This window comes from Pseudomonas sp. ES3-33 (genome assembly GCF_000952175.1).
Lineage (GTDB): Bacteria > Pseudomonadota > Gammaproteobacteria > Pseudomonadales > Pseudomonadaceae > Aquipseudomonas > Aquipseudomonas gregormendelii.
Genome location: NZ_JZRI01000074.1, coordinates 259,794 through 273,662 on the forward strand (window position 1 = coordinate 259,794; position 13,869 = coordinate 273,662).

The 13,869-nt window shown below is 58.1% G+C and carries 11 protein-coding genes; 3 read left to right on the forward strand and 8 right to left on the reverse strand.

Going from position 1 to position 13,869, the window contains the following annotated elements; all coding sequences use genetic code 11:
* Positions 1-32: 32 nt before the first annotated feature.
* The 3 genes from rpoD to rpsU all read right to left on the reverse strand — a co-directional run bounded on the left by rpoD (position 33) and on the right by rpsU (position 4,623).
* Positions 33-1,880 carry an RNA polymerase sigma factor RpoD gene (gene rpoD, locus UB23_RS14270; RefSeq protein ID WP_045059956.1) on the reverse strand — a complete coding sequence of 616 codons (1,848 nt, stop codon included), beginning with the start codon at positions 1,878-1,880 and terminating at the stop codon, positions 33-35.
* A gap of 67 nt (positions 1,881-1,947) precedes the next feature.
* Entirely contained in the window at positions 1,948-3,927 is a 1,980-nt protein-coding gene (gene dnaG / locus UB23_RS14275) for a DNA primase (RefSeq protein ID WP_045059957.1), read from the reverse strand.
* Between the two features lie 480 nt (positions 3,928-4,407).
* A complete protein-coding gene (gene rpsU / locus UB23_RS28570) occupies positions 4,408-4,623 on the reverse strand; it encodes a 30S ribosomal protein S21 (RefSeq protein ID WP_002551877.1) in 216 nt (71 codons plus the stop codon).
* A 199-nt stretch (positions 4,624-4,822) separates the two neighbouring features.
* Between rpsU and tsaD the strand changes: the two genes are divergently transcribed.
* Complete coding sequence (tsaD, locus tag UB23_RS14285) at positions 4,823-5,848, forward strand: tRNA (adenosine(37)-N6)-threonylcarbamoyltransferase complex transferase subunit TsaD (protein WP_045059958.1); 1,026 nt, start codon at positions 4,823-4,825, stop codon at positions 5,846-5,848.
* Positions 5,849-5,882: 34 nt separating this feature from the next.
* On the opposite strand, the gene plsY is transcribed toward tsaD, so the two are convergent.
* On the reverse strand, positions 5,883-6,452 hold the full coding sequence (plsY, locus tag UB23_RS14290; protein WP_045059959.1) for a glycerol-3-phosphate 1-O-acyltransferase PlsY: 570 nt from the start codon (positions 6,450-6,452) through the stop codon (positions 5,883-5,885).
* Positions 6,453-6,526: 74 nt separating this feature from the next.
* On the opposite strand from plsY, the gene folB reads away from it, so the two are divergent.
* Together folB and folK are read left to right on the forward strand one after the other, a co-directional pair.
* The gene (folB, locus tag UB23_RS14295; protein WP_045059960.1) at positions 6,527-6,883 is read left to right on the forward strand and encodes a dihydroneopterin aldolase; all 357 of its coding nucleotides are present in this window, start codon (positions 6,527-6,529) and stop codon (positions 6,881-6,883) included.
* Positions 6,874-7,392 (forward strand): 2-amino-4-hydroxy-6-hydroxymethyldihydropteridine diphosphokinase, encoded by a 519-nt coding sequence (gene folK / locus UB23_RS14300; protein WP_045059961.1) that lies wholly within the window; start codon positions 6,874-6,876, stop codon positions 7,390-7,392. Before folB ends, folK begins: the two co-directional genes overlap by 10 nt.
* An 89-nt stretch (positions 7,393-7,481) precedes the next feature.
* Here the strand turns inward: folK and UB23_RS14305 are convergent, their stop codons facing one another.
* The 4 genes from UB23_RS14305 to UB23_RS14320 all read right to left on the reverse strand — a co-directional run bounded on the left by UB23_RS14305 (position 7,482) and on the right by UB23_RS14320 (position 13,663).
* Positions 7,482-8,705 (reverse strand): multifunctional CCA addition/repair protein, encoded by a 1,224-nt coding sequence (locus UB23_RS14305; RefSeq protein WP_045059962.1) that lies wholly within the window; start codon positions 8,703-8,705, stop codon positions 7,482-7,484.
* A 63-nt stretch (positions 8,706-8,768) separates the two neighbouring features.
* Positions 8,769-10,331 (reverse strand): SpoVR family protein, encoded by a 1,563-nt coding sequence (locus UB23_RS14310; protein ID WP_045059963.1) that lies wholly within the window; start codon positions 10,329-10,331, stop codon positions 8,769-8,771.
* Entirely contained in the window at positions 10,328-11,599 is a 1,272-nt protein-coding gene (locus UB23_RS14315) for a YeaH/YhbH family protein (protein ID WP_045059964.1), read from the reverse strand. Before UB23_RS14315 ends, UB23_RS14310 begins: the two co-directional genes overlap by 4 nt.
* 141 nt (positions 11,600-11,740) lie before the next feature.
* Positions 11,741-13,663 (reverse strand): PrkA family serine protein kinase, encoded by a 1,923-nt coding sequence (locus UB23_RS14320; protein ID WP_045059965.1) that lies wholly within the window; start codon positions 13,661-13,663, stop codon positions 11,741-11,743.
* Positions 13,664-13,869 lie beyond the last annotated feature (206 nt).

Here is a 13,869-nt window from a genome sequence, read left to right on the forward strand (position 1 = left end):
AAAACCCCCGGCCTGGGCCGGGGGTTTTGTGATCACTCGTCGAGGAAGGAGCGCAGATGCTCGCTTCTCGTCGGGTGGCGCAGCTTGCGCAGCGCCTTGGCTTCGATCTGACGAATCCGTTCACGGGTTACGTCGAACTGCTTACCAACCTCCTCGAGGGTGTGGTCGGTATTCATGTCGATACCGAAGCGCATGCGCAGTACCTTGGCTTCACGGGCAGTGAGGCCGGATAGTACTTCGCGAGTCGCTTCTTTAAGGCTCTCAACGGTAGCTACATCGATTGGCGACTGCATGGTCGAGTCTTCGATGAAGTCACCCAGGTGGGAGTCTTCGTCATCACCGATCGGGGTTTCCATGGAGATCGGCTCTTTAGCGATCTTCAATACCTTGCGGATCTTGTCCTCAGGCATTTCCATGCGTTCGCCCAGCTCTTCCGGAGTCGGTTCGCGACCCATTTCCTGCAACATCTGTCGGGAAATACGGTTGAGCTTGTTGATCGTCTCGATCATGTGCACCGGAATACGGATGGTGCGGGCCTGGTCGGCGATCGAGCGAGTGATCGCCTGACGGATCCACCAGGTGGCATAAGTCGAGAATTTGTAGCCGCGACGGTATTCGAACTTGTCCACCGCTTTCATCAAGCCGATGTTGCCTTCCTGGATCAGATCAAGGAATTGCAGGCCACGGTTGGTGTACTTCTTGGCGATGGAGATCACCAGACGCAAGTTCGCTTCAACCATCTCTTTCTTCGCGCGGCGGGCCTTGGCCTCACCGATCGACATGCGACGGTTGATGTCCTTGATTTCGGCAATCGTCAAACCGGTTTCGGTTTGCAGCGCGATCAGCTTCTGCTGGCAACGAATGATGTCCGGCTGCAGGCGACCAATGGCTTCAGCGTATTTGCTTTTGCCTTTGGCCAGTGCATCGGTCCAGCTTTCGTCAACTTCATTGCCTGGGAACTGACGCAGGAAGTCGGCACGCGGCATGCGGGCATCACGAACGCACAGTTGCATGATCGCTCGCTCTTGCTGACGCAGACGATCCAGGGCACTGCGAACACGCTCGACCAGGCCTTCGAATTGCTTCGGCACCAGTTTGATCGGCATGAACAGCTCAGCCAGAAGCACCAGCTCGGCAATCGCCAGCTTGTTGCCACGACCGTGCTTTTTCAGGGCCTTGCGGGTGACTTCCATCTGGTCGGAGACAGCGCCAAAACGCTGTGCTGCGATGACCGGATCCGGACCGCTTTCGGCTTCTTCTTCGTCGTCAGTTGCTTCGGCGTCGTCGTCATCGGTGTCGTCATCCGCTTTCACGGCTTTCGGATCGACTGGCGGCGGCACTTCTGCAGCAGGCGGCGCAATACCGTCGTCCGGGTCGATATAACCGCTCAGGACGTCGGACAGGCGGCCACCTTCGGTGGTGACGCGAGTGTACTCGGAGAGAATATGGTCAACCGTGCCAGGGAAGTGCGCGATTGCGCCCATCACTTCGCGGATGCCCTCTTCAATACGCTTGGCGATTTCAATTTCGCCTTCACGAGTGAGGAGCTCTACCGTACCCATTTCACGCATGTACATGCGCACTGGGTCGGTGGTGCGACCAATGTCGGTCTCGACCGCTGCCAACGCTGCTGCTGCCTCTTCGGCCGCAGCTTCGTCGGTATCGGCGTCGGCCAGCATAAGGGAATCCTTATCTGGCGCAACCTCGAATACGTTGATCCCCATGTCGTTGATCATGCGGATGATGTCTTCCACCTGTTCCGGATCTGAAATATCCTCCGGCAGGTGGTCGTTGACCTCCGCGTAAGTCAGGTAGCCCTGCTCACGACCAAGTGTGATCAACTCTTTGATACGAGACTGCTGTTGCGCTTTTCCGGACATAACACCCTATCCACTGAAGGTCTTGGCGGGCAAAAAACAAGCCGAGGATTATACCTGAGCTATGACCTCACGCGCCAGTTGAGGTCGGGTTTGATACAGCCACATTACGTTTTAATAGGTCGCGCATCTGATTTGCGATCTGATTTGCTTCCTCGGCAGTCAATCCTGGCTGCCTTGCTTTCCTGATCAGAACTTCCAGGCTGTCTGTGTGTTGACCTGCTGATAACCTAGTAATGGTGTCTAAAAACTGTTGTTCAAGGTTGTCGCCGTCAATCAGCCACTCCTTTTCCGCCAAAGCCTTGAGCAGGCGACCCTGTTCGGTGCCGTGCCAGCGGGCCATCAACTGGATAGAGTTTAGCTTAGGATTTTTCTGCACGGCCTCGATAAGGGCGACCAGCAGTTGTGCGTAGGTATTGCTTTCATTGGCGAAATGGTCGGCGGTTTCCACCTTGCCGGCCAGTTGCGGATGATGAATCAGCGTGCGCAGTGCAATCAGTGTAGGGGCTTCGACAGCGATCGGCGTGCGTGGTGCGCTCTGCTGATCGCGATCACCGCCACGCTTGCCGTTCTTGTCCCAAGGCTTCTTGTCCCACTTCTTGCCGCCGGCGCCAGGCTTCTTCGGCGTCCACTCCTGCTGCGGCGTGTACATGTCGGGTGATTGCGGCTGATTATAGTCGCTGTAGTCGGGCATGGCGTCATAGTCGATGCCTGGATCGTAGGCCGGCGGCGCATCTTGCGGAGCGCTTTGCACCAACTGGCTGACGGCTTCGCCACTCAGGCCGGTGATTTCACTCAGGCGCTGGCGCATCAGGATACGCAGGTTGGCGCCGGGCACCTTGTCGATCAGCGGTGCGGCCAGCGTGGCCATATGGGCCTTGCCTTCGAGCGAGCGCGGGTCCGATTCTTCAGTCAACTGCTGGAAAAAATAGTCGGCCAGCGGTTGTGCGTGCTGGTTGATCCTTGCGCGGAAGGCATCGGTGCCCTCCGAGCGGACCAGGGTATCCGGGTCCTCGCCTTCGGGCAGGAACAGGAACCGCGCACGCCGCCCGTCCTGCAGGCACGGCAGCGTCGCTTCGAGCGCGCGCCAGGCGGCATTGCGGCCGGCCTGATCGCCGTCAAAGCAGAACAGCACGTTGGGCACGACACGAAACAGTCGCTTCAAGTGTTCTTCGCTGGTGGCTGTGCCCAGCGTTGCCACGGCGTTGCGCAGGCCTTGCTGCGCCAGGGCGATGACATCCATGTAGCCCTCAACCACGATGATTTCATCGAGATTGCGGTTGTTCTTGCGTGCTTCGTAGAGGCCGTAGAGTTCCTGGCCTTTATGAAACACCGGGGTTTCCGGCGAGTTCAGGTATTTGGGCTTGTCGTCGCCCAGCACCCTGCCGCCAAAGGCAATAATGCGGCCGCGGCTGTCGCGGATCGGGAACATCACGCGATCGCGGAAGCGGTCATAGCGTTTGCCGGTTTCGGCGTTCTCGATCAGCAGGCCGGCATCGACCATGGCTTTCTGCTGCAAGGTGTCGCTGCTCAAGTGCTTGAACAGGTTGTCCCAGCCAGGCGGAGCGAAACCAAGGCCAAAGTCCCGGGCTATTTCGCCGGTCAGGCCGCGCCCCTTCAGGTAATCCACGGCAGCCTTGCGCGACGGATGGCTCTTGAGCGCCTGGCGATAAAATTCGGCGGCGGCAGTCAGCAGGGGATATAGCGGGGAGTCGGTGGGCTGTCGTGGTTTGTGCGGCCGGCCACTTTCTTCCCTGGGGATTTCCATGCCTGCGGCTTTGGCAAGCTCTTCGACGGCCTGGACGAAATCCAGGTTGTCGTGGTCCATCATGAAGCCGAGGGCGTTACCGCCAGCACCGCAGCCGAAGCAATAGTAGAACTGCTTGTCGGGGCTGACACTGAAAGACGGGGTTTTTTCTTTGTGGAACGGGCAGCAGGCAGTGTAGTTCTTGCCGGCTTTTTTCATTTGCAGGCGCGAGCTCACCACATCGACGATGTCGGTGCGGTTCAGAAGGTCGTCAATGAAGCTCTGGGGAATTAGCCCGGCCATGGCGTTCTCGTCATCTGCGCTGAATGGATCCAAAACCTGCGGCGAGCGAGCGCGGTCCGTTGCTTGAGGCGCGTGTTAAGGCGGCTCGAACCTGTCGTTTGCGTAATCGCCGTAGGGAAGTGTATCTGTCGAAAATCAACTGACGTTAGTACCCATCAGTATTCGACCATTTGAAAATATTGCGCTGAAATCCGCTACCGCCAGTCGGTGGCCTCGGATAGCTCATAAGCGGGCACGCAAGAGGGTGCCTTGGGCTGATCGTCGTGAGAGGAATCAGTGGGTGTGCTCGTCAGTAGCCTTGGAAGGCTCGTCAGAAAAGACGTGCACCGCTGGCAAAAGAGCCAGGTCTGACGCTGTGAAGCGGATTTTGTCTAGGTCGCGTCTGCGGCTTTGACGGTGAAGCATCAAGCGTTTTCCGCAAATGCCATAAGCCCGGCTGAGGGCCGGGCTTGGCAGAAGCTTGCTACGAACGTCTGTGTATTAGTACAGACGAACGGCGCGGCGCTGTTCGCGCTGTACTTTCTTGGCGTGACGCTTAACAGCGGCTGCTGCTTTACGTTTACGCTCAGAAGTAGGCTTCTCGTAGAATTCGCGGCTACGAACTTCAGCCAGTACACCGGCTTTTTCGCAGGAGCGCTTGAAACGACGCAGAGCTACGTCGAAGGGTTCGTTCTCTTTTACTTTGACGGCTGGCATCCAGAGCTACCTTCATTCATTACCGGGGTCAACATCCTCGTGGCAAAAGAGCACTTGAAGACGTCGGTTTTTAAGGGTTGCGGATGTTAACCCCTCATCGCTCGGAATGCAAAGCCTCTGATCGAAAACCGCTGGTCGGGGCATCGCGTGGCGACTATTATGCGCGCCTTCGAATTCAGCCTAAACAAGGCGCAAACCCATGCTAGTACTGGGATTAGAGACTTCTTGCGACGAAACTGGTGTCGCATTATACGACAGTGAGCGCGGTCTGCTCGCCGACGCGCTGTTCAGCCAGATAGACCTGCATCGCGCCTATGGCGGGGTGGTCCCGGAGCTGGCCTCGCGTGACCATGTCAAGCGCATGCTGCCCTTGATTCGTCAGGTGTTGGCCGAGGCTGACTGCGTGCCTACCGAGATCGACGCGATCGCCTACACCGCAGGTCCCGGGCTTGTCGGTGCATTGCTGGTGGGGGCGTCTTGTGCCCAGGCGCTGGCCTTTGCCTGGGGCATTCCGGCCCTCGGCGTGCATCACATGGAAGGCCACTTGCTGGCGCCCATGCTGGAGTCGCAACCGCCGCAATTCCCGTTCGTCGCTTTGTTGGTGTCAGGCGGTCATACGCAGTTGGTTCAGGTCGACGGGATCGGCCAATACACCCTCTTGGGCGAGACGCTCGACGATGCTGCCGGTGAAGCTTTCGACAAGACCGCGAAGATGATGGGGCTCAACTATCCGGGTGGTCCTGAAATTTCGCGCCTGGCTGAGCAGGGCGTCGCCGGACGTTTCACCTTTCCGCGGCCAATGTGCGACCGCCCGGGCCTGGCCTTCAGCTTCAGCGGCTTGAAAACCTTCGCGCTGAACACCTGGCAGCAGTGCGTGAGCGCCGGGGACGACGGTGATCAAGCCCGTTGCGACATCTCGCTGGCGTTCCAGCAGGCCGTGGTGGAGACTTTGACCATCAAGTGCAAGCGCGCCCTGAAACAGGCCGGCATGAAGCGCCTGGTGATCGCTGGGGGCGTCAGCGCCAACAAGGCACTGCGCACCTCGCTGGAAAAAATGCTCGGCGAAATGCAAGGCGATGTGTTTTATGCGCGTCCGGAATTCTGCACTGACAACGGTGCGATGATCGCGTTTGCCGGTTGTCAGCGTTTGCAGGCTGGCCAGCATGAGAGCCTGGCAATCAGTGTGCAGGCCCGCTGGCCGATGGAACAGTTGTCGGCGCTTTGAGCCGCCTGCGATGCACGGCGCTCACAGCGCTGAATTAGAAATGCCGTTCGCGCCCGGCAAACAGGTCGCGTAGATTGCCACGGTGACGCCAGACAATCAGGCCGGTAAGCGCGCTCATCGGTAGCAGGGCAGCGGGCTCTTGCCACGCCAGCAGTGGCAGGGTCAGAGGGGTGGCAATCAACGCGGCGAGCGAGCTGGTGCGGGTCAGGTAGAACGTCAGCAGCCAGGCGCAAACGGCCAGTAATGCCGCTGGGGGGTAAAGCCCCAGCAGCATCCCGGCAGCGGTGGCGACACCCTTGCCGCCGCGAAATCGGAAGTATAACGGGAACAGATGGCCGATCACGGCGCAGACGCCGATCCAGGCTTGCTCCTGCAGTGAAAGGCCGGCAACACCCGCGATCAATACGGGCACCAGGCCTTTGCAGAGGTCTCCGATCAAGGTCAGGACCGCCAGTTTCTTGCCGGCCAGACGCAACATGTTGGTGGCGCCGGCATTGCCCGAGCCACTCATTCGCGGATCGGGATTACCGGTCAGGCGGCTGAGCAAGATGGCAAAGGACAGCGAGCCGAGCAGGTAGGCGAGAGTCGCCAGTAACCAAAACATGCTAACTATTCCGGGCGAGGACGCCCTGATTCTAACGGCGCATTGCGCCCTTGTCGTGCAGCGGAGAAAAGTGCTTGGACAGAGTGTTTATCGAGGGCCTGGAAGTCGACACCGTCATTGGTGCCTACGACTGGGAGCGAGGCATCCGGCAGTGCTTGCGTCTGGATCTGAGTTTTGCCTGGGATAACCGCCCGGCTGCGGCGGGAGACGACCTGACCCTGGCACTCGATTACGCCAGCGTTTCAGCGCGCATCCAGGCTTTTGCCGAGCAGGCGCAGTACCAACTGGTCGAGACTTTTGCCGAGCGTCTGGTGGAAGTCCTGATGAGCGAATTCGAGATCACCTGGGTTCGGCTCAAACTGACCAAGCCAGGTGCTGTCCCCGCGGCGACCGGGGGTGTGGGTGTGGAGATCGAGCGCGGATGTCGCTGACCCAGGTTTATCTCGGGCTCGGTAGCAATATCGAGCGCGAAGCCCATCTGCAGGCGGGCCTGGAAGCCCTTGCGGGTTTTCTGGTGGATATACGCTGCTCGGCGGTGTTCGAAAGCCAGCCGGTGGGCATCAAGAGTGGGCCGTTTTTCAATTTCGTGGTATCGGCCTGGACTGATCTGCCGTTAATCGAGCTGGACCGTCGGCTCAAGTTTATCGAGGCGGATAACGGTCGTTATGCGCCAGATCGCCGAGGTTTGCCCCTGGATATCGACGTGTTGCTGTTCGGTGACCTGGTGGGCAACTTCGATGGCCTGGTACTGCCGAGGGCAGAAATCCTTAAAAATGCCTTTGTGTTGTGGCCGTTGTCGCTGATTGCCCCGGACCGTGTGCATCCGGGTGTACGAAAAAGCTTTGCGACCTTGTGGAGTGAAGCTCAGATTGATCAGGTGTTGGCCCCGGTGGCGTTTGAGTGGCGCGGTGAGCAACTGACGCCTGCTGAGCTGCTGTAATAGCAAAAGATCGCAGCCTTCGGCAGCTCCTACAGAATTTGCGTCAATCCATGTAGGAGCTGCCGAAGGCTGCGATCTTTTGATCTGCTCTACGCGTGCTCCTTATAGGCTTTGATTGCTTTGAGCCTTTCGCGCTTGATCGCTTCTCCCAGTTCAGGCCCTTTGAATCCCTGCTCCAGCAGCGGCTGAACTGCCACACCGCGGGCTGCCGCTGCAGCCCCGCGCAGGTAGTCCGCCTGCGGATAACTTCGCTGCTCCAGCCCCTTGCGCCCGCGCGCATCCATCTCGCACGCCGCAATAAACTCCTCAAACCGCTGTGGCCGGCGGTACACATCGAAACTCTGCAACAGTTCCAGCAAGGTCGAGGGCTTCAGCTCCAGGGCGCGGTGGCCATGGGTGTGGTATTGCCCCACCAGCAACGCCAGTTCCTGACAGTCCTTCGGTGCCTTGAAGCGTTCGTTGACCGCCTTGATCAGCTTCAGCCCGGTGTGCTCGTGGGCGATATGGCGTGGCCATTCCTCCGTGGGGGTCAGCCCCTTGCCCAGATCGTGCAGCAGGCAGGCCCAGCGCACGGTCAGGGGGAGCTTGTGCAGGGCAGACTGCTGCAACACGCTCAGGGTATGCACCCCGGTGTCGATTTCCGGGTGATGGGCTTCCGGTTGCGGTACCCCGAACAGGGCGTCGACTTCAGGCATCAACACCTTGAGCGCGCCACATTCGCGCAACACCTCGATAAATATTTGCGGCTGGTCTTCCATCAGTGCGCGGGAGATTTCCTTCCAGCTGCGCTCAGCCGTCAACGCCTGCAATTCACCGGAATCGGCGAGCTGGCGCATCAATTCCAGCGTTTGCGGAGCCACCGTAAATCCGAGCCCGGCGTAGCGAGCTGCAAAGCGGGCAACGCGCAGTACTCTGAGCGGATCTTCGGCGAACGCAGGTGAAACATGGCGCAGAAGGCGATCCTTCAGGTCCTGCTGGCCGTGGTAGGGATCGGTCAGATTCTGCTGATCGTCCTCGGCCATGGCGTTGATCGTCAGGTCGCGGCGGATCAGGTCTTCTTCAAGGGTGACTTCAGGGCTGGCATGGAAGGTGAAGCCACCGTAGCCGCGCCCGCTTTTGCGCTCGGTGCGGGCGAGGGCATATTCTTCACCGCTTTTGGGATGCAGGAACACCGGAAAGTCTGCGCCCACGGGCCGGAAACCCTTGGCGAGCATCTCTTCGGTGGTGGCGCCTACCACTACCCAATCGATATCGGTGACCGGAATACCCAGCAGGCGATCGCGCACTGCACCGCCGACTTTATAAATCTGCATAAAAAACCTCCGTTAGCTCGACAGAATAACCTTTGCGTCGAACCACCGGAGGCACAAACGGGTTCAAAGATGAATGACAGCCAGGTCCAGCCGGCCGTAATCACCTTCAGCGTGTTCGCCTTTGGGAGGCACATGTTGGGTCTTCATCACCTTCTCCCCTTGCAGGGTTTCCAGATGAATATCGAAGCCCCACAGCCTGTGAAGATGTTTGAGAACCTCGTCGGTCGACTCGCCCAGCGGTTTGCGATCGTGCTGCTGATGGCGCAGGGTCAGGGAGCGGTCGCCGCGCCGATCGATGCTGTAGATCTGCACGTTGGGTTCACGATTGCCGAGGTTGTACTGCGCCGCCAGGGTCTCCCTGATGGTGCGGTAACCGCCTTCGTCGTGAATGGCCGGAACCAGCAGATCGTCCTTTTGATCATCGTCGAGAATGCTGAACAGCTTCAGGTCACGTATCACTTTGGGTGACAGGTACTGCAGGATGAAACTCTCGTCCTTGAAGCTGCTCATGGCGAATTTGATGCTCGAAAGCCAGTCCGTACCAGCAATGTCTGGAAACCAGCGGTAATCCTCCTCGGTAGGGCTTTCGCACATGCGGCGGATGTCGCGGTACATCGCAAAGCCCAGGGCATAAGGGTTGATGCCACTGTAGTACGGGCTGTCGAAGCCCGGTTGCATGACCACGCTGGTGTGAGAAGTCAGGAACTCCATCATGAAACCATCGGTGACGAGGCCTTCATCGTAAAGGTCGTTCATCAGCGTGTAATGCCAGAACGTGGCCCAGCCTTCGTTCATGACCTGGGTCTGGCGTTGCGGGTAAAAATACTGGGCGATCTTGCGCACGATGCGCACGATCTCACGCTGCCAGGGCTCCAGCAGCGGTGCATGTTTTTCGATGAAGTACAGGATATTTTCCTGAGGTTCGGCGGGGAAGCGCGCATTGTCCTTCTCGCTGTACTTGTCCGCGCCTTTGGGAATGGTGCGCCACAGGTCGTTGATCTGTTTCTGCAGATGCTCTTCGCGATCCTTCTGACGGCGGCGTTCTTCCTCGGCTGAAATAGGGTAGGGGCGCTTGTAGCGGTCGACCCCGTAGTTCATCAGCGCATGGCAGGAATCCAGCAGGTCCTCCACCGCGTCGATGCCATGCCGCTCTTCGCACTGCATGATGTACTGCTTGGCAAACACCAGGTAATCGATGATCGAACTGGCGTCGGTCCAGGTGCGGAACAGGTAGTTACCTTTGAAGAAGCTGTTGTGGCCATAGCAGGCATGCGCTACCACGAGTGCCTGCATGCAGATGGTGTTCTCTTCCATCAGGTACGCAATGCACGGGTCGGAGTTGATCACGATCTCGTAGGCCAGCCCCATCTGGCCGCGGCTGTAGGATTTTTCGGTGCTGAGGAAGTGCTTGCCGTAGGACCAATGGTGATAGCCCAGCGGCATGCCCACTGATGCATACGCATCCATCATCTGTTCGGCGGTGATCACTTCTATCTGGTTGGGATAGGTATCGAGTGCGTAGCGAGCGGCGATACGACTGATTTCGCGGTCATAGGCCTGGATCAGCTCGAACGTCCACTCGGAGCCGGTGGAAATGGGTTGGCGCTTCTGCTCTTTGGCGGTCATGTCACTAACCTGCGCTGGAAGAGTTCACGGAAGACCGGATAGATATCCCCGGCCGAGACCAGTTGTTGCTGGGCAAAAGTGTCAGAGAAGGCTTCGGCAATGCGTTCGTATTCGAACCACAGGGCCTGGTGCTCCCGAGGGGTAATCTCGACATAAGTGTAGTACTGCACGAACGGCATGATCTGATTGATCAGGATGTCGCGGCAAATCGGTGAATCGTCGTTCCAGTTGTCCCCGTCGGAGGCCTGTGCCGCATAGATGTTCCACTCATTGCTTGGATACCGCTCCTGCATGATCTCCTGCATGAGCTTCAGGGCGCTGGAAACGATGGTGCCGCCGGTTTCGCGAGAATAGAAAAACTCTTCCTCGTCCACTTCTCGTGCGCTGGTGTGGTGGCGAATGAACACCACGTCGATCTTGTCGTAGTTACGTTTCAGGAACAGGTACAGCAAGATGAAAAAGCGCTTGGCGATGTCCTTGGTCGCCTGGGTCATGGAGCCTGAGACATCCATCAGGCAGAACATGACCGCCTTCGAACTGGGGTTGGGTTGCTTGATCAGCAAGTTGTACTTGAGGTCGAAAGTGTCCAGGAAAGGCACGCGATGGATGCGCGCACTGAGTTTTTCGATTTCTGCCTCTATTTCCTGGATATCGCCGAAGTTGTCCGGTTCATCCCGCTTCAGTCTCAGCAACTCCTCCTTGGCTTCACGCAATTTTGCCCGGCTGCTGCCAGACAGGGCAATACGCCGTGCATGGGCCGAGCGCAGGGTGCGGATGATGTTGATCCGCGACGGATTGCCTTCGTTGCTGATGCCCGCGCGGACGGTCTTGAAGGTGTCGGTACCGGTCAGGTTGCGCTTGACCAGGTTGGGCAGTTCAAGATCCTCGAACATGAATTCGAGGAATTCTTCCTGGGTGATCTGGAAGACGAATTCGTCCATGCCCTCACCGGAGTTGCCGGCCTTGCCGGGCCCTCTGCCGCCGCCACCGCCCGGTGGACGGGCAATGTGCTCGCCGCTGGTGAACTCCTTGTTGCCCGGGTGCACGACGGTCTGCTTGCCACCACGGCCGTGGTGAAGCACTGGCTCATCGATATCGCGACCAGGGATGCTGATCTGCTCGCCGTGTTCCATATCGGTAATGGAGCGCCGGCTCACCGCCTCTTCGACGGCTTTCTTGATGTGGTCACGGTAGCGCCGTAAAAACCGCTGGCGGTTTACCGTGCTCTTGTTCTTGCCATTGAGACGTCGGTCGATCACATAGCTCATAGGCCCTCCGGGGAGCTTCGAGTCATAAGCTTCAAGCTGCAAGACAGAAGCTTCAGAAACAAGCGGCGCGCGACATATGGCCACAAATACGCAAACACCGCGTATCTGTGGAGGGTTCGTTGTTTGCCGCCTGCAGCTCCCTTACTGGGACTTTCTCACCCGCAGATACCACTCGGATAGCAGCCGTACCTGTTTGTCGGTATATCCACGCTCGACCATTCGTGTAACGAAGTCGTTGTGTTTCTGCTGGTCCTCTTTGCTGGCCTTGGCATTAAAACTGATGACTGGCAGCAGGTCTTCGGTGTTGGAGAACATTTTCTTCTCGATGACCACCCGCAGTTTTTCGTAGCTGAGCCAGGTCGGATTCTTGCCGTTGTTATTGGCACGGGCACGCAGTACGAAGTTGACGATTTCGTTGCGGAAATCCTTCGGATTGCTGATGCCTGCCGGTTTTTCGATTTTCTCCAACTCTTCGTTCAGCGCTACACGGTTGAGGATCTCGCCGGTTTCCGGGTCGCGATACTCCTGATCCTGGATCCAGAAATCCGCATACAGCACATAACGATCGAAGATGTTCTGCCCATACTCGCTGTAGGACTCGAGGTAGGCGGTCTGGATCTCCTTGCCGATGAATTCGATGTAACGCGGGGCCAGGTATTCCTTGAGGAACCGCAGATAACGTTCGCGTGTTTCGGCCTGGAACTGCTCCTGCTCGATCTGTTGTTCCAGCACATAGAGCAGATGCACCGGGTTGGCGGCGATCTCGTGCGGGTCGAAGTTGAAGACCTTGGACAGGATCTTGAACGCGAAGCGGGTCGAGAGGCCGTTCATCCCTTCATCGACGCCTGCATTGTCACGGTATTCCTGGATCGACTTGGCCTTCGGATCGGTGTCCTTGAGGTTTTCGCCGTCGTACACCCGCATCTTCGAGTAGATATTCGAGTTTTCCGGCTCTTTGAGGCGCGAGAGCACGGTGAACTGGGCGAGCATTTTCAGGGTGTCAGGTGCGCAGTGGGCTTTGGCCAGCGAGCTGTTGAACAGCAGCTTGTCGTAGATTTTCACTTCGTCGCTGACGCGCAGGCAGTAAGGCACCTTGACGATGTAGATCCGGTCGATGAAGGCTTCGTTGTTCTTGTTGTTGCGGAAGGTGTGCCATTCCGATTCGTTGGAGTGGGCGAGCAGGATCCCGGTAAACGGGATCGCGCCCAGGCCTTCGGTGCTGTTGTAGTTACCTTCCTGGGTAGCGGTCAGCAATGGGTGCAGCACCTTGATCGGCGCCTTGAACATTTCGACGAATTCCATCAGGCCCTGGTTGGCCCGGCACAGGGCCCCCGAGTAGCTGTAGGCGTCGGCGTCGTTCTGCGGGAATTCTTCCAGTTTACGGATATCGACCTTGCCCACCAGCGCCGAGATGTCCTGGTTGTTCTCGTCCCCAGGTTCGGTCTTGGCCACGGCGATCTGGTTGAGGATCGACGGATAGAGTTTCACTACACGGAACTGGCTGATGTCGCCACCAAACTCAGCCAGGCGCTTGGTGGCCCATGGCGACATGATGGTATTGAGGTAGCGCCGGGGAATACCAAAGTCTTCCTCGAGGATCGCGCCATCTTCTGTGGCGTTGAACAGACCCAGGGGTGACTCGAAGACCGGCGAGCCCTTGATCGCGTAGAAGGGCACTTTTTCGATCAGCTGTTTGAGCTTCTCGGCCAGGGACGATTTACCGCCACCGACGGGGCCGAGCAAGTAAAGAATCTGTTTCTTCTCTTCCAGGCCCTGAGCGGCATGGCGGAAATACGACACGATCTGGTCGATGCATTCTTCCATCCCGTGGAAGTCTTCAAAGGCCGGATAGCGACGGATCACCTTGTTGGAAAAGATTCGCGACAGCCTCGAGTTGGTCGAGGTGTCCAGCAGTTCCGGTTCTCCGATGGCCAGCAAAAGACGCTCGGCGGCAGAAACGTAGGCACTGCGGTCCTGTTTGCACAGCTCAAGATACTCTTGCAGCGAGAGTTCTTCCTGGCGTGTGGACTCGAAGCGTTGTTGGAAGTGGCTAAAGATACTCATGACGTCACCTCGCTCGATACGTGGAGCCGACGCCGGATCACTCAGTCGATGCTGGCAGCAACCGAACAGGCGGTCGCTGTTTACCCCCCAGAACTCTTTCAGAGCTGACGACTCCGAAAGCTACTCCCGATGACCCGCGCGCCGGTGTACCGGCTCTCCCCTGTTTTGGATGGCCTGGGCTTAAGGATAGTTGGGAATTCGGGAGG